Origin of the sequence: Arthrobacter sp. S39 (assembly GCF_004320525.1) — a bacterium.
Classification (GTDB): domain Bacteria; phylum Actinomycetota; class Actinomycetes; order Actinomycetales; family Micrococcaceae; genus Arthrobacter.
In genome coordinates, this window is sequence record NZ_SIHX01000004.1 from 38,844 (window position 1) to 57,952 (window position 19,109).

Below are 19,109 nucleotides of genomic sequence, written 5' to 3' on the forward strand. Positions count from 1 at the left end.
CGCGTTACCGGAGCCGACAACAGACCGTGGAGAAAAATGTGAAGTGGGACCCAATAAAGTACGTCCAGTTCGGCGACTACCGCGACCGGCCGTTTTTTGACCTCACCGGCCGGATCCAGGCCGAGGCCCCGCGCAACGTCGCGGACCTGGGGTGCGGCCCCGGGAACCTCACGGCAACCCTTGCCCGCAGGTGGCCCGAAGCGAAGGTCGTGGGGCTCGACTCGTCCAGCCAGATGCTGGCCAAGGCTGCCGTCCAGGCCGCGGAACACGAACGCCTGAGCTTCGAGCAGGCAGACATAGCCGGCTGGATGCCCTCCGCCGAAACGGACGTTGTGGTCACCAACGCCGCGCTGCAGTGGGTGCCGGGCCACCAGGAGATGCTGGCGCGCTGGCTGGAAGCCCTGCAGCCAGGTGCCTGGTTCGCCATGCAGGTGCCGGGGAATTTCAACGCACCGTCGCACACGCTGATGCGGGAACTGGCCGCGTCGGCTGCCTGGGCGGCGAAGCTGGCAGGCGTTCTGCGCGGAGGGGAGTCCGTGGGGGAGCCTGCCGACTACCTGGGCATCATGCTGGACGCCGGCTGCACTGCCGACGCCTGGGAGACCAATTACCAGCAGGTCCTGCCCGGGACTGATCCGGTTCTTGAGTGGGTCCGGGGTACCGCCCTGCGGCCGGTCCTGGCGGTGCTTTCCGCCGAGGACGGAGCTGCCTTCGAATCCGACTACGCGGCGGGGCTGCGGGCGGCATATCCCGGAAGTGGCCACGGGACCGTGTTCCCGTTCAGAAGAATCTTCGCTGTGGCCCGCAAAAACCCCTAGGCTTCGAACTCCATTCGATGTAGTTTGCTGACGCCACGCGTCACGCCGTGTGACAACGGATCGAATGTGATGTGGCTTACAATGACGGAGCGGCTGTTAGGGGCGGGCTAATCCGACTCCTGACTGGCCTCCCGACGACGTGCGGAGGTGCAGTGCTTTTCGGTTTGATGATCCGGCTGCTTGCCGCCCACAAGTTTCCTGTCGCGGCGGTCGTTTTCCTGCAGCTGGTCCAGACCGTGGGCAACCTCCTGTTGCCCACCGTTAACGCAGCCATCATTGACGACGGCATCGTCCCCGGCGACACAACGGTGATCCTGAGGCTTGGTGCGGTCATGGCCGGCATAGCCGCCGTGCAGGCAGCCGCAGCCTTGGTGGCCGGATACCTCGGGGCTGTGGTGGCCATGAAGCTGGGCCGCCAGCTGCGCCAAGAGGTTTTTGGAAAGATCCAGTCGCTGTCATCCCAGGAAGTCGCCGGGTTCGGGGCGCAGAGCCTCGTGACCCGGACCACCAACGACACCCTGCAGATCCAGTCCTTCGCCGTGCTCGTCTTCACCATGCTGGTCGCCGCCCCGGTCATGGGTGCCGGCGGCATTGCCCTGGCGCTGCAGCAGGACGTGGCGCTCTCCTCTGTGGTCATTGTCATTGTGCCTGTGCTGCTGGCCATCATGTACCTCATCGTCCGCCGCCTGGTGCCGCTCTACCGGGACGGGCAGGAGCTCCTGGACCGCACCGGGGAAGTGCTGCGGGAACAGATCATCGGCGCCAGCATCATCAGGGCCTTCGTCAGGCAGGACCACGAAATCCGCCGCTTTGGACAGGCCAATGCCAGGCTGACGCGGAACAACCTGCAGTCCGCCCTGCTGGTGGCCGGAATGCTGCCGCTGATCATGATCGTGGTGAATCTTTCCTCTGTGGCCGTTGTCTGGTTCGGCGGCCACCGCGTCCAGGCCGGTGAGATGAAGCTCGGTGCCCTGACTGCCTTCATCGCGTACATCCTGCAGATTCTGCTGGCCATCATGATGGCCATGTACGTGCTGATGACAGGCCCCCGGGCCGCTGTGTGCGCCGAGCGGCTGCTGGCAGTCCTTGAGAAGCCGCCGTCCGTCGCCGACCGCAGCGCACCGGAGGTCCAGGCAGCCACCGGCTGGCCGGATTTCGACGGCGCCGACGTCACCTTCCGTGATGTCACTTTCACTTACCCCGGCGCCGAGAACCCGGTCCTGGACTCCGTCTCGTTCACGGCCCGGCCGGGCATCGTCACGGCAATCGTGGGCTCGACCGGCAGCGGGAAATCAACACTCATCAACCTGCTGCCGCGCTTCCTCGACGCCACCTCCGGGCATGTCACGCTGGCAGGACGGGACATCCGGTCCATGCCCCTGGACGTCCTCCGCGCGAACATGGCCATTGCCCCGCAACGGTCCCACCTTTTCACCGGAACCATCGCCGACAACCTGAGGATCGCCTCCAGGGAAGCCACGGACGCTGAGCTGTGGGCAGCCCTGGAAACAGCGGAAGCGGCGGAGTTCGTACGGGAGCTGCCGCTGCAGCTCCAGGCTCCGGTGGGGCAGGGCGGCACCACCCTTTCCGGCGGCCAGCGCCAACGGTTATGCATTGCCCGCGCCCTGCTTCGCCGGGCGCCCCTGTACCTTTTTGATGACAGCTTCTCGGCGCTGGACTTTGAGACCGAAGCCCGGCTCCGCCAGCGCCTCGAAACCGCCCTGGGCCACGCCGTCGTTATTATCGTGGCCGAGCGGATATCAACTGTCGCGGGCGCGGGCCAGATCCTGGTGTTCGACGACGGCCTACTCGTGGCCGAAGGCACGCACAGCGAGCTGCTGGAGACGTCCTCCACCTACCGCGAGATCGCAGAATCCCAAATGGCCTTCGAGGACATGCCATGACCGGGCCGTCGCAGGAAGGGGACGCCGGGCATCGGTTTTGGCCCACTGCCCGCAGGCTGCTCGGGCTGCTGCGTCCGTTCCGCTGGGCCATGGCAGGCGCCGTTGCCGCCACCTGCATTTTCGCCGGACTGAATGTCGCCGCGCCCAAATACCTGGGCGATGCCACGGACATCGTGGTGGACGGTGTCCTCGCCGGAACTCTCGACTGGCGCGGACTGGGCCGCCTGCTGGCGGCGGTCTCTTTGATGTATGTCGGCGCCTCGCTCTTCAACTGGATCCAGGGTTCACTCACGGCCCGCTCCGTCCAGGGCGTGATGTACCGCCTTCGAGCCTCCGTGGAGGACAAGCTGCACCGGCTGCCGGCCACCTACTTCCAGGAACAGTCCAGGGGCGATGTCCTCAGCCGCGCCACGAACGATATCGACAACATCGCCCAGGCCCTCAGCCAGGCCCTCACCCAACTGATCATGTCGGTCCTGATGCTTTGCGGAGCATTGGCCATGATGCTCTGGATCTCGCCGCTGCTCGCATGCATCGCCCTGCTGTCCGTGCCGCTGTCCACGCTCATCACGGTGCTGGTGACGCGCCGGTCGCAGGCCCATTTTGCCCGGCAATGGACCGAGACCGGAGAGCTGAACGCCCACGTCGAGGAGTTCATCACCGGACATGAGGTCATCAAGGCATTTGGCTACCAGGAACAGGCAGCGGCCGTATTCGCTGCCAGCAACGACCGCCTGGCCAGGGCCGCAACCAGGGCCCAGTACTCGTCCGGCCTGGTCCAGCCCCTGATGATCCTGATAGCCAACATCAACTACATCGCCGTGGCGGTGGTGGGAGCCCTGCAGGTCACAGCCGGAGCCATGACCATCGGCGGGATCCAGGCCTTCATCCAGTTCAGCCGGCTCTTCACCCAGCCTGTTGGCCAGATCGGCGGCCTGCTGAACGTCATCCAGTCCTGCGTGGCTTCGTCAGGGCGTGTATTTGACCTCCTCGACGCCGCGGAGCTCCCCCCGGAACCCCGCGGCGCGACGTCCGCCGCTGAACCTTCAGGCCGCATTGTCTTCGACGATGTCACATTCGGCTACAACGAGCGGATCCCCGCCGTGCGCGGCCTGTCCTTCACGGTCGAACCGGGCCAGACCGTAGCGATCGTCGGCCACACCGGAGCGGGAAAGACCACGGTGGTGAACCTCCTGATGCGGTTCTACGAGGTAGGGTCCGGTCGCATCACCATTGGCGGAACCGACATCGCGGAAATGCCACGGGATGCCCTGCGGTCCGGCTTCGGCGTGGTGCTTCAGGACGCGTGGCTCTTCGGCGGGACCATCCGGGAGAACATCGCCTACGGGCGGCCGGAAGCCACGGACCCGGAAATCGTTGCCGCCGCGGAGGCGGGCCACGTGGACCACTTCGTCCGGTCCCTGCCTGCAGGCTACGACACCCTGCTGCACAATGGCGGCGACCCCCTCAGCCAGGGCCAGCGCCAACTGATCACCATTGCCCGCGCCCAGCTGGCCGGCAGCAGCGTGCTGATCCTGGACGAAGCCACAAGTTCAGTGGATTCGCGCACCGAGGTACTGATTCGGCAGGCCATGCGGCGGCTCCGGCGCGGAAAGACCAGCTTTGTGATCGCCCACCGTTTGTCCACTGTCCGCGACGCTGATCTAATTCTTGTCATGGACCACGGACGCATTGCCGAACAAGGCACCCACGGCAGCCTGCTGGCCGCCAACAGCTACTACGCCCGGCTGTACGCGGCCCAGTTTGCCGGTCACCCGGAGGCCCGGATACCCGGTGAGGTCCCGGACCAGGCCGGGGGCCGCCGGCCCTTGGAAGCCAGGCCCAAGGAAGCAGGCGCACTGGAGGCCGACGCCATGGGGGCAGCGTTGGAGGCGGGCATTTGAGCACGGCACCGCCTTTTCCCGGGACATGGAAACCGAACCAGGCCAGCACGGTGGCGCTCTTCGAGCAGCTTCGCCTCCAGGTCATCCAGCTCGCAGACAGCGGGGCTTTGCTGCCCGGCACCAGGCTTCCGGCCGTCAGGAACCTCGCCGGGCAGCTGGACGTGGCCCCGCATACTGTCGCACGCGCCTACAAGGAACTCGAGGCCGCCGGGGTGGTCTCAACCCGGGGGAGGAACGGGACTGTGGTCTGCGCCCGCGACGAACGCTGGGGAACGCTGTCCGCCGCAGCGGCCAGCTACGCGTCGGCCGCCCGGGCGCAGGGGGCCACCTTTGCCGAGGCCGTGCAGCTCCTCGCGGCAGCCTACGACGCCGAGTAGCCGCTGCGCGTGGATATTCGAAGAAGTTTTCGATTAGCATTAGTGGGTGCCTAAAGCCGTAGCTGAAGAATCAGCAGTCGTGTCCGTTCCCGCCGCTCCCGAAAAGTCCCCCGCAAAGCCTGCGCGTCCGGACCTCTCCCGGCTGGTGGTGAAGGGCGCCCGCGAACACAACCTGCGCAACGTGGACCTCGATCTTCCCCGCGACGCCATGATCGTGTTCACGGGCCTGTCAGGATCGGGCAAGTCATCCCTCGCCTTTGACACCATCTTCGCCGAAGGCCAGCGCCGCTATGTTGAATCGCTGTCTGCCTACGCCCGGCAGTTCCTGGGGCAGGTGGACAAACCCGATGTGGACTTCATCGAGGGACTGTCACCGGCTGTCTCCATCGACCAGAAATCCACCAGCAAGAACCCGCGGTCCACCGTGGGCACCATCACCGAAATCTATGACTACATGCGCCTCCTGTGGGCCAGGGTCGGGCGTCCCCACTGCCCGGTCTGCGGCGAGCCGGTAGCCAAGCAGACACCACAGCAGATCGTGGACCAGTTGCTGGAACTCGACGAAGGCACCCGGTTCCAGGTGCTCGCCCCGGTGGTCCGCGGCCGCAAGGGCGAATTCGTGGACCTCTTCAAGGAACTGACGGCCAAGGGCTACTCGCGGGCGCGGGTGGACGGTGAGCTGGTCCAGCTCAGCGAAGCCCCCAAGCTGGGCAAGCAGTACAAGCACACCATCGAGGTGGTGGTGGACCGGCTGGTGGTCAAGGAAGGCATCAGCCAGCGCCTGACCGATTCGATCGAAACAGCCCTGGGACTCGCCGAAGGCCGCGTGCTCGCAGAGTTGGTGGACCTCGACGCCGACGATCCCGGCCGGCTGCGGGCCTTCTCCGAAAACCTCGCCTGCCCCAACGAGCACCCGCTCGCCATCGACGAGATCGAACCCCGTTCCTTCTCCTTCAACAATCCCTTTGGGGCCTGCGCGGCCTGCAGCGGCATCGGCACCCGGCTGGAAGTGGACGAGGAACTGATCGTCCCCAACCCGGAGCTTTCCCTTTCCGAAGGTGCCATTGCCCCGTGGTCTCTGGGTACGGCCACTACCGAGTACTGGAACAGGCTGCTGGAAGGCCTCGCCAAGGAACTCGGCTTCTCCATGACAACGCCATGGGAGAAGCTGGGCAACGACGTCCGCCAGACGGTCCTGCACGGCAAGGACCACAAAGTGGTGGTCCAGTACAAGAACCGCTTCGGGCGGGAACGCAAATACAGCACCGGCTTCGAAGGCGCCATCCAGTACGTCCACCGGAAGCACGGCGAAACAGACTCCGACTGGGCCCGCGACCGCTACGAAGAGTACATGCGGCAGATCCCCTGCCCCGCCTGCAACGGAGCCCGGCTCAACCCTGCCTCCCTCTCCGTCCTCATCAACGGCAAGTCCATCGCCGACGTCGCCGCCCTGCCGATGCGCGACTGCGCCGACTTCCTGAACAACCTCGTGCTGACTGGCCGTGAGGCACAGATCGCCCACCAGGTTCTCAAGGAAATCCAGGCCCGGCTGACCTTCCTGCTGGACGTCGGCCTGGAGTACCTCAACCTGGAGCGCCCGTCCGCCACCCTGTCCGGCGGCGAAGCGCAGCGCATCCGGCTGGCCACCCAGATCGGGTCCGGCCTCGTCGGTGTCCTGTACGTGCTTGACGAGCCCTCCATCGGGCTGCACCAGCGGGACAACCGCCGCCTGATCGATACCCTCACCCGGCTGCGGGACATGGGCAACACCCTCATCGTGGTTGAACACGACGAGGACACCATCCACGTGGCGGACTGGATCGTTGACATTGGTCCCGGCGCCGGCGAGCACGGTGGCCAGGTGGTGCACTCCGGTTCCTACCAGGACCTGCTCAAGAACACCGCATCCCTGACCGGAGACTACCTCTCAGGCCGCAAGCAGATCGAGATCCCCAAGAAGCGGCGCAAGTACGACAAGAAGCGCGAGCTGAAGGTCGTGGGCGCCCGCGAAAACAACCTGGTAAACGTGGATGCCGCCTTCCCGCTGGGACTGTTCACGGCGGTCACCGGCGTCAGCGGATCAGGAAAGTCCACCCTGGTCAACGAAATCCTCTACAAGGTGCTGGCCAACAAGCTCAACGGCGCCAAGCAGGTAGCCGGCCGGCACAAGCTCGTCCAGGGACTCGAGCACCTGGACAAGGTGGTCCACGTGGACCAGAGCCCCATCGGCCGCACACCGCGGTCCAACCCGGCCACCTACACCGGCGTCTTCGACAACATCCGCAAGCTCTTCGCGGAGACAACCGAAGCGAAGGTCCGCGGTTACCTCCCGGGCAGGTTCTCCTTCAACGTCAAGGGCGGACGCTGCGAAGCCTGCTCCGGCGACGGCACGCTGAAGATCGAAATGAACTTCCTGCCGGACGTCTACGTGCCCTGCGAGGTGTGCCACGGTGCCCGGTATAACCGGGAAACGCTGGAGGTCCACTACAAGGGCAAGACCATCGCCGATGTCCTGAACATGCCCATCGAGGAGGGCGCGGAGTTCTTTGCCGCCTTCTCACCCATCGCACGGCACCTGAACACCCTCGTGGACGTCGGCCTGGGCTATGTCCGGCTGGGGCAGCCGGCAACCACGCTGTCCGGCGGCGAGGCCCAGCGCGTCAAGCTGGCGGCGGAACTGCAGAAGCGCTCAAACGGCCGCAGCGTCTACGTCCTGGACGAGCCCACCACCGGCCTGCACTTCGAGGACATCCGCAAGCTCCTGATGGTGCTGCAGGGCCTCGTGGACAAAGGCAACACAGTCATCACCATTGAGCACAACCTGGACGTCATCAAGAGTGCCGACTGGATCGTGGACCTGGGACCGAACGGCGGCTCGGGCGGCGGCCAGATCGTGGCCACCGGAACGCCGGAACAGGTGGCAAAATCGACCGAAAGCCACACGGCGGCCTTCCTGGCTGAAATTCTCAGCTAGCGGCGGCGGCACCGGCCCGAAGCATTCCGGAAGTCTTCCTGAAGTATTCCCTGACAGGCATGCGAGTTTCGGGCTGGACAGGTGTCGTGAGAAACTAAGCCGGTGACTCAAACAACAGTGCCCGTGATCTTCGACCTGGACGGCACTCTTGTCGATCCGGCCGGTGGGATAACAGACGGAATCGCTTCGGCCCTCCGGGAGCTGGAGCTCCCGGTTCCCAGCCAGGAGCTCCTGGACGCGATGATCGGTCCGAAGCTGAGCGATGCGCTCCTGACCGTTGCGCAGGTTCCGGCCGGGCGGATCGACGAGGTCATCGCCATCTACCGGCGGTACTACCTGGCCCAGGGCATCGCCCAGGGCCGGCTCTACCCGGGAATCCTGGATGTGCTGGACAGCTTCGCCGCCGCAGGCCGGCCCGTGGCTGTAGCCACCCAGAAGCCGCAGGGCCTGGCCCGGATTGTCCTTGAGCACCATGGCATTGCCGGCAAGTTCAGCTTCATCAGGGGTTCGGCCGACGACGAGTCGGCGGCCGCTGCGGGTCCCGTGGGAAAAACCGGAATCATCGCTGCCGCGCTCGGCGACCTGGCAACCCAGCACGCCGTTATGGTGGGAGACCGGGCCCAGGACGTGGCAGGTGCCATCGCCAACGGCCTCGACTGCATCGGCGTGAGCTGGGGATTCGCTCCCGACGGCGAGCTTGACGATGCGGGGGCAGTCGCCGTCGTGGACACCGCCCCGGACCTGGTGGCGGCGATCGAACGGCTGGAAGCCATCCACGCCGCGGCAATGAGCGAGGTGCACAACGATGGCACTGTTTGAGGCAGTCCGCTGGACCTTTCGCGGGCTCGTCGCGGGCTCCTGCCGGCCCACCGTCGTCGGCCTTGAAAACGTCCCCAAAGAGGGGCCCTTCATTGTGGCGCCAAACCACCTCTCCTTCTTCGACAGCGTCATTGTCCAGGCACTGATGCCGCGGCCCGTGGCCTTCTTCGCCAAAGCCGAGTACTTCACCACGGGCGGCGTCAAGGGAAAGGTCATGAAATCCTTCTTCGAGTCCGTGGGCTCCATTCCGGTGGAGCGCGGCGAGCAGGCAGCAAGCGTCCAGGCGCTCAAAACCCTCATGGACATCCTGGAGGCCGGCAAGGGCATCGGCATTTACCCTGAAGGCACACGGTCGCGGGACGGCATCCTCTACCGCGGCCGCACCGGCGTGGGCTGGCTTGCCCTGGCAACCGGAGCCCCCGTGGTCCCTGTCGGCCTGATCGGTACGGAAAACCTGCAGCCGGCGGGGGAGAAGGGCTTCAAGCCCCATCACTTCACCATGAAGGTGGGCGAGCCGCTCTACTTCGACAAGACCGGGCCGGATCACTCCCTGCCTGCCCGCCGCCAGGTGACAGACCGCATCATGGATGCCATCGCCGAACTCAGCGGGCAGGAACGCTCCACCAGCTACAACCAGAGCAAAGCAACCGAGTAGCCAGTCACAGGCGGCGGGTGGCACAAGCCGCCGCGCCGCCTCAGTAGAATGGATAGGTGGCAAATCCAGCAAGTTACCGGCCCCAAACGGGAGAAATTCCCACCAACCCCGGGGTCTACAGGTTCCGAGACCCCCACGGCCGGGTCATCTACGTCGGCAAGGCCAAGAGCCTCCGTTCCCGGCTGAACTCGTATTTCGCGAACCCGGCCGGCCTGCTGCCCAAGACCTACGCCATGGTGCACGCGGCCTCCAGCGTCGAGTGGACCGTGGTGGGCAGCGAGCTGGAGTCGCTGCAGCTTGAATACACCTGGATCAAGGAATTCAAGCCGCGCTTCAACGTGGTCTTCCGTGACGACAAGACGTACCCGTACCTGGCCCTCACCATGAGCGAAAAGCTGCCCAGGGTCCAGGTGATGCGCGGCGACAGGCGCAAGGGCACACGCTACTTCGGCCCCTATACCGCCGGCGCGATCCGGGAAACGATGGATACGCTGCTGCGCGTTTTTCCCGTGCGCAGCTGCTCGTCCGGTGTCCTCAAGAGGGCCCAGGCCAGCGGCCGGCCCTGCCTCCTGGGATACATCGACAAATGCTCGGCGCCTTGCGTGGGCCGGATCTCCCCGGAGGACCACCGCGCCCTGGCCGAGGATTTCTGCGCCTTTATGGGCGGCGAAGCCAAACGCTTCATCTCCCGGCTGGAAAAGGAAATGTCGGGGGCAGTGGCCGAGCTCGACTACGAGCGCGCCGCACGCCTGCGTGATGACATCGCCGCCCTGCGCAAGGTCTTCGAACGGAACGCCGTGGTGCTTGCCGAGGACACGGACGCCGACGTCTTCGCCCTCCACGAGGACGAACTCGAAGCCGCCGTCCAGGTCTTCCACGTCAGGGGCGGACGGGTCCGCGGCCAGCGTGGCTGGGTGGTCGAAAAGGTCGAGGATTCCACCCCTCCGGACCTCGTGGAACACCTGCTCCAGCAGGTCTATGGCGAGGACGGCGACAGCCACGGCCGGCTCCCGCGGGAAGTGCTGGTCCCCGTCGTCCCCAGCAACCACACCGAACTGACGCAATGGCTGGGCGGCCTGCGGGGCGCGAAAGTCGACATCAGGGTCCCGCAGCGCGGCGACAAGGCGGCACTGATGTCAACCGTCCGCGAAAACGCCGAGCAGGCACTCAAACTGCACAAGACCCGCCGCGCCGGTGACCTCACCGTCCGCTCCCAAGCCCTCCAGGAACTCCAGGAAGCACTGGATCTGCCCGTGGCGCTCATGCGCATCGAATGCTACGACGTCTCCCACGTGCAGGGCACCAACGTCGTGGCTTCCATGGTGGTGGTGGAGGACGGCCTGCCCAAGAAGTCCGACTACCGCAAGTTTTCCGTCACCGGCGCCGCAGCCACCGACGACACAGCGGCCATGCACGACGTCCTGACCAGGCGCTTCCGGCACTACCTGACGGACAAAACAGCCCAGGTGGAAGCATCCGCCCTTGCCGGGCACCAGGCTGCCCTGAACGCGGCGGCTGAAGCGGCAGTACTTGACACCACCACCCCCGCTCCGCGGGCTAAGTTCGCGTATCCGCCCAACCTGGTGGTGGTCGACGGCGGCAAGCCCCAGGTCAATGCGGCCGCCCGCGCCCTCGCCGACCTCGGCATCGACGACGTCTACGTTGTGGGCCTCGCCAAACGCCTGGAGGAGGTCTGGCTGCCGGACAGCGATTTCCCGGTGATCCTGCCCAGGACATCCGCGGGACTCTACCTGCTGCAGCGCATCCGCGATGAGGCGCACCGCTTTGCCATCACCTTCCACCGCCAGAAGCGCGGGAAAGCCATGACCGTCTCCGTCCTGGACGGCGTGCCCGGGCTGGGGGAGTCCAAGCGCAAGGCCCTGCTGGACCATTTCGGAACCCTCAAGGGGATCAGGGCGGCCTCGGTGGAGCAGCTCGCGGAAGCCAAGGGCATCGGTCCCGCGCTGGCCGCCGCCATCGTGGCCCACTTCAGCTCCGACGCCGAGACCGCGGAACTGGTCCCCGCGGTGAACATGACTACCGGCGAAATCCTCGAAACTTAGCTAGGGTAAAGGTCGGGGATTCCGCGGTTGCGGCTCCCCGCCAACTTGAGGACAGGAACGGGGCGGAATCAATGGCAGACTCGACGGCGGGATCCGGGACGGAGCAGGACGGGCTGACGCCGGTCAAGCCCCTCGAAGCGGAGCTGCTGGTGGTCACCGGAATGTCCGGGGCGGGGCGCAGCACGGCTTCGGACGCACTGGAGGACCACGGCTGGTACGTCGTGGAGAACCTCCCGCCGCAGATGCTGGGCACGCTCGCGGAACTGGTGTCGCACGCGCCGCAGTCCATTCCCCGGCTGGCCGTGGTGATGGACGTCCGCAGCAAGGGGCTCTTCGCCGACATCCGCGCCGCCCTGGGCGCGCTGGCCGCCAGCGGAGTGACGTTCCGGGTGCTGTTCCTGGATGCAAACGACGACGTCCTGGTCCGCCGCTTCGAGCAGGGCCGCCGGCCGCACCCCCTGCAGGAGGGCGGCCGGATCCTTGACGGCATAGCAGCCGAGCGTGAACTGCTGAAGGAACTGCGGGAAAGCGCCGACGTCGTCCTGGACACGTCCACCTACAACGTCCATGGCCTGGCGACGGCCATCACCGAACTCTTCAGCGAAACCGGCCCGGTGGCGCTGCGGCTCAATGTCATGAGCTTCGGCTTCAAATACGGCCTTCCCGTCGATTCCAACTACGTGGCCGACGTCCGCTTCATCCCGAACCCGCACTGGGTGCCCCAGCTGCGCCCGCATACCGGCCTGGACAAGGACGTCAGCGACTACGTGCTGGAGGCCGAAGGAGTCAAGAATTTCGTGGACCGCTACGTCCTGGCCCTGGAACCTGTCCTTGACGGCTACCGCCGCGAAAACAAGCACTACGCCACGATCGCCGTGGGCTGCACCGGCGGGAAACACCGGTCGGTGGCCGTCGCCGTCGAGCTTTCCAAGAAACTGGCCCAATATCCCAGGGTCACTGTGACAACCACCCACCGGGACCTGGGCCGCGAGTAATGGGATTGCTTACCGGCCCGCTGCCGCTGGTTCCGCCGTCGGCCGGAACGGGAGCCGGCCAGCAGGACAAGGGCCCGTCCGTCGTGGCTCTCGGGGGCGGCCACGGCCTGTCCGCTTCGCTGTCTGCCCTGCGGCTGCTGACCTCTGAACTCACCGCCATCGTCACAGTGGCGGACGACGGCGGCTCTTCCGGGCGCCTGCGCGAGGAGTACGGCGTGTTGCCGCCGGGGGATTTGCGCATGGCACTGTCAGCCCTGTGCGACGACACCGACTGGGGCCGCACGTGGCGCGACGTGATGCAGCACCGCTTCCAGCCCGGCAAGGGCCGCGGCGGGTCACTGGACGAACACGCCATGGGGAACCTGCTCATCGTCACGCTGTGGGAACTGCTGGGCGACGCCGTCGCCGGCCTGAAATGGGCCGGTGCGCTGCTGGGTGCACGCGGCCAGGTCCTGCCGATGTCCACCGTGCCCCTCACCATTGAAGGCGACATCCGCGTCACCGCCCCGGACGGCACCTCTGCCCTGCAGACCATCCGCGGCCAGGCCCGCTGTGCCGTGGCCGGCTCGCTGGAACACGTCCGGCTGCTGCCCGAAGCTGCGCCCGCCTGCATTGAAGCCCTCACCGCCATAGAACTGGCCGACTGGGTCATCCTCGGGCCCGGATCCTGGTACACCTCAGTGCTGCCGCACCTGCTGCTGCCCGAAATGAGGCAGGCCCTGTGCGATACGGCCGCCAAACGCTGCCTGACCATGAACCTGGCAACTGACACCAAGGAGACGTCCGGCATGAGCGCCGCCGACCACCTCCATGCACTGCGAAAATACGCTCCGGACTTCAGCGTCGACGTTGTGCTCGCCGATCCGGCCTCCGTCCCCGACCGGCAAGAATTCGAAAAGGCCGCGGGGATGCTCGGGGCCGAGGTTGTCTTGGGTAAAGTAGGGGCGTCGGGCCGCCGACCCGTCCATGACCCCTTGCGTCTGGCAACGGCGTACCACGACATTTTTGGGAACAGTTAGGAAGGTGCCATGGCACTGACAGCATCAGTCAAGGAAGAACTGTCCCGTCTGGACATCAAGAAATCATCGGTCCGCAAGGCCGAAGTCTCTGCGATGCTCCGGTTCGCCGGCGGCCTGCACATCATCTCCGGCCGGATCGTGATCGAAGCCGAAGTGGACCTGGCGTCCACCGCGCGGCGCCTCCGGGCTGCCATCGCGGAAGTCTACGGACACCAGAGCGAAATCATCGTTGTCTCCGGCGGCGGGCTCCGCAAGGGCAGCCGCTACGTAGTCCGCGTGGTGCGCGACGGCGAAGCCCTGGCCCGGCAGACCGGGCTCCTGGACGGCCGCGGCCGTCCCGTCCGGGGGCTGCCATCCGCCGTCGTGAACGGCTCCGCAGCGGACGCCGAAGCTGTGTGGCGGGGCGCCTTCCTCTCGCACGGATCCCTGACCGAGCCCGGCAGGTCCTCCTCCCTGGAAGTGACGTGCCCCGGGCCCGAATCGGCGCTGGCGCTGGTTGGGGCGGCCCGGCGGCTCGGCATCCAGGCCAAGGCCCGCGAAGTCCGGGGAGTCGACCGCGTGGTGATCCGCGACGGCGACACCATCGCCGCCCTCCTCACCCGGATGGGTGCCCACGACGCCTTGATGGTGTGGGAGGAACGCCGGATGCGCAAGGAAGTCCGGGCCACCGCCAACCGGCTGGCCAACTTCGATGACGCCAACCTCAGGCGCTCCGCGCAGGCCGCCGTGGCCGCCGGCGCACGGGTGGACCGTGCCCTGGAGATCCTCGGGGACGACGTCCCGGACCACCTCAAATACGCGGGCGAACTCCGCGTCGCGCACAAGCAGGCCAGCCTGGATGAACTTGGCCGGCTGGCTGACCCGGTCATGACCAAGGACGCCATCGCCGGCCGGATCCGCCGGCTGCTGGCCATGGCCGACAAACGCGCCCTTGACCTGGGCATCCCCGGTACCGACGCCAATGTGACGCCGGAAATGCTGGACGAGTAACAGCCCCCTAGAATCAAGACCATGTGACGGAAATGCTCCATCTCCGCCGCAGCAATCTTCCGGGTGCCAGCCATCCGGATGCGCAATCGACAGAGTTACCAACCGGACAGACAGTCCACGACAATGGAGGATTTTGTGACCGAGTACGTATTGCCTGAACTCAGCTACGACTACGCCGCCCTTGAGCCGCACATTTCTGCGCGGATCATGGAGCTGCACCACAGCAAGCACCACGCTGCCTATGTTGCAGGTGCCAACAACGCCCTGGCCCAGCTGGCCGAGGCGCGCGACAAGGGCGACTTCGCCAACATCAACCGCCTTTCCAAGGACCTCGCGTTCCACACCGGGGGCCACGTCAACCACTCGGTGTTCTGGAACAACCTTTCTCCGGACGGCGGCGACAAGCCCGAGGGCGAGCTGGCCGCGGCCATCGACGACGCCTTCGGTTCGTTTGACGCTTTCCGTGCACAGTTCAGCGCCGCTGCCCTCGGCCTGCAGGGCTCCGGCTGGGGTTTCCTGGCCTACGAGCCCATCGGCGGGAACCTGGTCATCGAGCAGCTCTACGACCAGCAGGGCAACGTCGCGCTGGGCACCACCCCGCTGCTGATGCTGGACATGTGGGAGCACGCCTTCTACCTGGACTACGTCAACGTCAAGGCCGACTACGTCAAGGCGTTCTGGAACATCGTCAACTGGGCCGACGTCGCCAAGCGGTTCGAAGCAGCACGCACCAACGCCACGGGACTCATCACCCTCCCGTAGTGACCGGCGCAACATGTGCCTGTAACAAACTTCACATTTCGGCGCTTTAGGGCCGGAATGTGGAAGGTCCGCCCCCGCACTTGCGGGGGCGGACCTACTTAAACGTAAGATGGGTCACGGAAGGCGGTTAGCCTTCAGCAACGTGGCTGGTCGCCCTCCAATCTGTTAATCATCTCTGCCCAATGGCGTGCGGGATCTGTTAGTTGGCTTGAACGCCCGCTCAACTAGTTGTGCTTAAGCAAGCACCAAGGAGACTGAAAAAGTGACGACCCGTATTGGTATCAACGGCTTTGGCCGTATCGGCCGCAACTACTTCCGCGCAGCACTCGCACAGGGTGCGGACCTTGAGATCGTTGCAGTCAACGACCTCACCAGCCCGGAGGCCCTCGCCCACCTGCTCAAGTACGACTCCGTCGGCGGCCGCCTGAAGGAAACCGTTGAGGTCAAGGACGGAAACATCGTTGTCAACGGCAACGTCATCAAGGTCCTCGCCGAGCGCGATCCGGCCAACCTGCCGTGGGGCGAGCTGGGCGTGGACATCGTCATCGAGTCCACTGGCTTCTTCACCAAGGCTGCAGCCGCGCAGAAGCACATCGACGCCGGCGCCAAGAAAGTCCTGATCTCCGCACCGGCATCCGACGAGGACATCACCATCGTCATGGGTGTCAACCACGAGCTCTACGACTCCGCAGCGCACCACATCATTTCCAACGCGTCCTGCACCACCAACTGCCTCGGCCCGCTGGCCAAGGTCATCAACGACGAGTTCGGCATCGAACGCGGACTGATGACCACGGTCCACGCTTACACTGCTGACCAGAACCTGCAGGACGGCCCGCACAACGACCTCCGCCGTGCACGCGCCGCAGCCATCAACATGGTCCCCACCTCCACCGGTGCGGCCAAGGCAATTGGCCTGGTCCTGCCGGAGCTCAAGGGCAAGCTTGACGGCTACGCCATCCGCGTACCGGTCCCCACCGGCTCCGCCACCGACCTCACCGTCACCGTCGGCCGCGAAACCACCGTCGAGGAAGTCAACGCAGCACTGAAGAAGGCTGCCGACTCCGACGCCTTCCAGGGCATCCTCACCTACACGGACGCCCCGATCGTTTCCTCGGACATCGTTGGCGACCCCGCGTCGTCCATCTTCGACTCCGGCCTGACCAAGGTCATCGGCAACCAGGTCAAGGTTGTTTCCTGGTATGACAACGAGTGGGGCTACTCCAACCGCCTTGTGGACCTGACGGAGCTCGTCGCATCCAAGCTGGGCTAGGGTTAGACACATGACATTTCACACCCTCAACGAACTGATCGCTGAAGGTGTCCGCGGGCGGTACATTCTTGTCAGAAGTGACCTGAATGTGCCGCTCGACGGCTCTACAGTGACTGACGACGGCCGGATCAAGGCCTCACTTCCAGTCCTGACGAAGCTCACGGACGCCGGTGCCCGCGTGCTGGTAACAGCCCACCTCGGACGGCCCAAGGGCGCTCCGGAGGAGAAATACTCCCTCAAGCCTGCCGCTGGCCGGCTGGCGGAGCTCGCCCCGTTCAGTGTCACCCTTGCCGGGGACACTGTGGGCAGTTCCGCCAAGGAACTCGCTGCCTCGCTGCAGGACGGCCAGGCACTTGTCCTGGAGAACGTCCGCTTTGACGCCCGCGAGACCAGCAAGGACGACGCCGAACGCGGCGCCTTCGCCGACGAGCTGGTGGCCCTCACCGGGGACAACGGCGCCTTTGTTGACGATGCCTTCGGTGCCGTGCACCGCAAGCACGCCAGCGTGTACGACGTCGCCACCCGGCTGCCGTCCTACCAGGGCGACCTCGTGCACACAGAGGTTGAGGTGCTGCGCAAGCTGACGGCTGACACCCAGCGTCCCTACGTTGTGGTGCTCGGCGGATCCAAGGTCTCCGACAAACTGGCTGTCATCGACAACCTCATCGGCAAGGCAGACACCATCCTGGTGGGCGGCGGCATGCTGTTCACGTTCCTCGCGGCGGTTGGCCACAAAGTGGCCGGCAGCCTCCTCGAGGACGACCAGATCCCCGTTGTCCAGGATTACCTGAAGCGCGCTGCCGACGCCGGTACCGAGTTCGTGGTGCCCACCGACATCGTGGTGGCCAGCAAGTTCGCCGCTGACGCTGACGCCGAAACCGTCCCCGCGGACGGCATCGAGGGCAGCAGCTTCGGCGCCCAGGGCATCGGCCTCGACATCGGGCCCGATTCAGCCGCAGCATTTGCGGACCGGATCAAGGGCGCCAAAACCGTGTTCTGGAACGGCCCCATGGGCGTTTTCGAATTCGAGGCTTTCTCCGGCGGTACCCGGGCAGTTGCACAGGCCCTGACCGAAGCCGACGCGTTCACCGTGGTGGGCGGCGGGGACTCAGCTGCCGCCGTGCGGACGCTCGGTTTCTCCGACGACCAGTTCGGTCACATTTCCACCGGCGGCGGCGCCAGCCTGGAATACCTCGAAGGCAAGGACCTTCCCGGACTGACTGTCCTGGACCGCTAGGCACACCGACAGCCAAGCACCTGGACTGCCAAGTCCTCCGGCCGGCAGGGAGCCCGCGGGCTCCCTGCCGGCCGAATACATCCTCAGAACTTTTGGAGAATACGTGACTACGTCAACGAACGGCACTTTTGACCGTACGCCCTTCATCGCAGGCAACTGGAAGATGAACATGGACCATGTCCAGGGCATCACCCTCCTGCAGAAACTGGCCTGGACCCTGTCTGACGCCAAGCACGACTACAGCCGGGTCGAGGTTGCTGTCTTCCCTCCGTTCACGGACCTCCGCGGCGTGCAGACGCTCGTGCAGGGCGATGAGCTCGACGTTGCCTACGGCGGCCAGGACCTGTCCCAGTTCGATTCCGGCGCCTACACGGGCGACATCTCGGGCCAGTTCCTCGGCAAGCTGGGCTGCAAGTACGTGCTGGTGGGCCACAGCGAACGCCGGACCATCCACAACGAGTCCGACGAGGTCCTCAACGCCAAGGTCAAGGCGGCCTACAAGCACGGTATCGTTCCCGTGCTCTGCGTCGGAGAAGGCCTCGAAATCCGCCAGGCCGGGACCCACGTCGAGCACACCCTGGTGCAGCTCCGCGCGGGCGTTGCCGGCCTGACACCCGAGCAGGCCGGTGAGCTTGTTGTGGCGTACGAGCCCGTCTGGGCCATCGGCACCGGCGAGGTCGCGGGTCCGGAAGACGCCCAGGAACTGTGCGCTGCCATCCGGACCGAACTGGCCACCATCTTCGGTGACGACGTCGCAGCCAAGACCCGGCTGCTCTACGGCGGCTCCGTCAAGGCCAGCAACGTGGCCGCCATCCTCAAGGAACGTGACGTCGACGGCGTGTTGGTCGGCGGCGCAAGCCTCGACCCCGCGGAGTTTGCTAATATTGTCAGGTTCGAGAGTCACCTGCTGACGGACTAGTCCGCCACGCAGCGCAAGGCTCCCGCATTCCAATCTTCTGAAAGGCCGTCGTGGACGTTCTTCATGTCATTCTGCAGATCCTCCTGGGCATCACCAGCCTTCTGCTGACGCTGCTTATCCTCCTGCACAAGGGACGGGGCGGCGGCCTGTCGGACATGTTCGGTGGCGGCATGAGCTCCGGACTGAGCTCCTCCGGCGTTGCTGAGCGCAACCTGAACAGGTTCACGGTGATCCTGGGCGTGACGTGGGGCGTTGTGATCATCGCCCTGGGCCTCATCATGCGGTTCAGCGGTTCGGGCGACTCCTGACCCTGCAGAACTGATCCCCGCCCGGCACTGCCGCCAGGGGAAACTCCGAACTAAACTGTGGCTGTTGGCTCCCAACAGCCACAGTTTCCTTT

16 protein-coding genes are annotated in these 19,109 nt (G+C 65.6%); all 16 read left to right on the forward strand.

The genetic code is table 11. The features are described 5' to 3' along the window. The first annotated feature begins 38 nt into the window (after positions 1–38). The 16 genes from EYS21_RS09245 to secG all read left to right on the forward strand — a co-directional run bounded on the left by EYS21_RS09245 (position 39) and on the right by secG (position 19,017). A complete protein-coding gene (locus EYS21_RS09245; protein ID WP_131132923.1) occupies positions 39–818 on the forward strand; it encodes a trans-aconitate 2-methyltransferase in 780 nt (259 codons plus the stop codon). Positions 819–985: 167 nt separating this feature from the next. Next, positions 986–2,722: an ABC transporter ATP-binding protein gene (locus EYS21_RS09250; RefSeq protein ID WP_131133256.1), complete on the forward strand. Its 1,737-nt coding sequence runs from the start codon at positions 986–988 to the stop codon at positions 2,720–2,722. Further along, positions 2,719–4,626, forward strand: a complete 1,908-nt coding sequence (locus EYS21_RS09255) for an ABC transporter ATP-binding protein (protein WP_131132924.1) — start codon at positions 2,719–2,721, stop codon at positions 4,624–4,626. Before EYS21_RS09250 ends, EYS21_RS09255 begins: the two co-directional genes overlap by 4 nt. Further along, positions 4,623–5,003 (forward strand): GntR family transcriptional regulator, encoded by a 381-nt coding sequence (locus EYS21_RS09260; RefSeq protein ID WP_131132925.1) that lies wholly within the window; start codon positions 4,623–4,625, stop codon positions 5,001–5,003. The genes EYS21_RS09255 and EYS21_RS09260 overlap by 4 nt, the downstream gene beginning before the upstream one ends. Before the next feature lie 46 nt (positions 5,004–5,049). Further along, a complete protein-coding gene (gene uvrA, locus EYS21_RS09265) occupies positions 5,050–7,977 on the forward strand; it encodes an excinuclease ABC subunit UvrA (protein ID WP_131132926.1) in 2,928 nt (975 codons plus the stop codon). A 102-nt stretch (positions 7,978–8,079) separates the two neighbouring features. Then, entirely contained in the window at positions 8,080–8,796 is a 717-nt protein-coding gene (locus EYS21_RS09270; protein WP_131132927.1) for an HAD hydrolase-like protein, read from the forward strand. Continuing rightward, positions 8,783–9,451, forward strand: coding sequence for a lysophospholipid acyltransferase family protein (locus EYS21_RS09275; protein WP_131132928.1), 669 nt, complete (start codon positions 8,783–8,785; stop codon positions 9,449–9,451). The genes EYS21_RS09270 and EYS21_RS09275 overlap by 14 nt, the downstream gene beginning before the upstream one ends. Before the next feature lie 56 nt (positions 9,452–9,507). Continuing rightward, positions 9,508–11,514 (forward strand): excinuclease ABC subunit UvrC, encoded by a 2,007-nt coding sequence (gene uvrC, locus EYS21_RS09280; RefSeq protein WP_131132929.1) that lies wholly within the window; start codon positions 9,508–9,510, stop codon positions 11,512–11,514. Positions 11,515–11,585: 71 nt separating this feature from the next. Next, a complete protein-coding gene (rapZ, locus tag EYS21_RS09285; protein ID WP_131132930.1) occupies positions 11,586–12,509 on the forward strand; it encodes an RNase adapter RapZ in 924 nt (307 codons plus the stop codon). After that, entirely contained in the window at positions 12,509–13,528 is a 1,020-nt protein-coding gene (gene yvcK, locus EYS21_RS09290; RefSeq protein WP_131132931.1) for a uridine diphosphate-N-acetylglucosamine-binding protein YvcK, read from the forward strand. The genes rapZ and yvcK overlap by 1 nt, the downstream gene beginning before the upstream one ends. Before the next feature lie 9 nt (positions 13,529–13,537). Then, entirely contained in the window at positions 13,538–14,518 is a 981-nt protein-coding gene (gene whiA / locus EYS21_RS09295) for a DNA-binding protein WhiA (protein ID WP_066284919.1), read from the forward strand. A 135-nt stretch (positions 14,519–14,653) separates the two neighbouring features. Next, the gene (locus tag EYS21_RS09300; protein ID WP_131132932.1) at positions 14,654–15,280 is read left to right on the forward strand and encodes a superoxide dismutase; all 627 of its coding nucleotides are present in this window, start codon (positions 14,654–14,656) and stop codon (positions 15,278–15,280) included. Between the two features lie 262 nt (positions 15,281–15,542). Then, positions 15,543–16,553, forward strand: a complete 1,011-nt coding sequence (gene gap, locus EYS21_RS09305; RefSeq protein WP_131132933.1) for a type I glyceraldehyde-3-phosphate dehydrogenase — start codon at positions 15,543–15,545, stop codon at positions 16,551–16,553. 10 nt (positions 16,554–16,563) lie between these two features. Next, positions 16,564–17,790 (forward strand): phosphoglycerate kinase, encoded by a 1,227-nt coding sequence (locus tag EYS21_RS09310; RefSeq protein WP_131132934.1) that lies wholly within the window; start codon positions 16,564–16,566, stop codon positions 17,788–17,790. Between the two features lie 103 nt (positions 17,791–17,893). Next, complete coding sequence (gene tpiA / locus EYS21_RS09315) at positions 17,894–18,709, forward strand: triose-phosphate isomerase (RefSeq protein ID WP_131132935.1); 816 nt, start codon at positions 17,894–17,896, stop codon at positions 18,707–18,709. Positions 18,710–18,759: 50 nt separating this feature from the next. After that, on the forward strand, positions 18,760–19,017 hold the full coding sequence (secG, locus tag EYS21_RS09320) for a preprotein translocase subunit SecG (protein WP_131132936.1): 258 nt from the start codon (positions 18,760–18,762) through the stop codon (positions 19,015–19,017). Positions 19,018–19,109 lie beyond the last annotated feature (92 nt).

Coding starts and splice junctions, on each gene's coding strand:
- yvcK (WP_131132931.1), top strand. CDS start 12,509: ATGGGATTGCTTACCGGCCCGCTGCCGCTGGTTCCGCCGTCGGCCGGA.
- EYS21_RS09250 (WP_131133256.1), top strand. CDS start 986: ATGATCCGGCTGCTTGCCGCCCACAAGTTTCCTGTCGCGGCGGTCGTT.
- EYS21_RS09255 (WP_131132924.1), top strand. CDS start 2,719: ATGACCGGGCCGTCGCAGGAAGGGGACGCCGGGCATCGGTTTTGGCCC.
- EYS21_RS09275 (WP_131132928.1), top strand. CDS start 8,783: ATGGCACTGTTTGAGGCAGTCCGCTGGACCTTTCGCGGGCTCGTCGCG.
- rapZ (WP_131132930.1), top strand. CDS start 11,586: ATGGCAGACTCGACGGCGGGATCCGGGACGGAGCAGGACGGGCTGACG.
- EYS21_RS09310 (WP_131132934.1), top strand. CDS start 16,564: ATGACATTTCACACCCTCAACGAACTGATCGCTGAAGGTGTCCGCGGG.
- whiA (WP_066284919.1), top strand. CDS start 13,538: ATGGCACTGACAGCATCAGTCAAGGAAGAACTGTCCCGTCTGGACATC.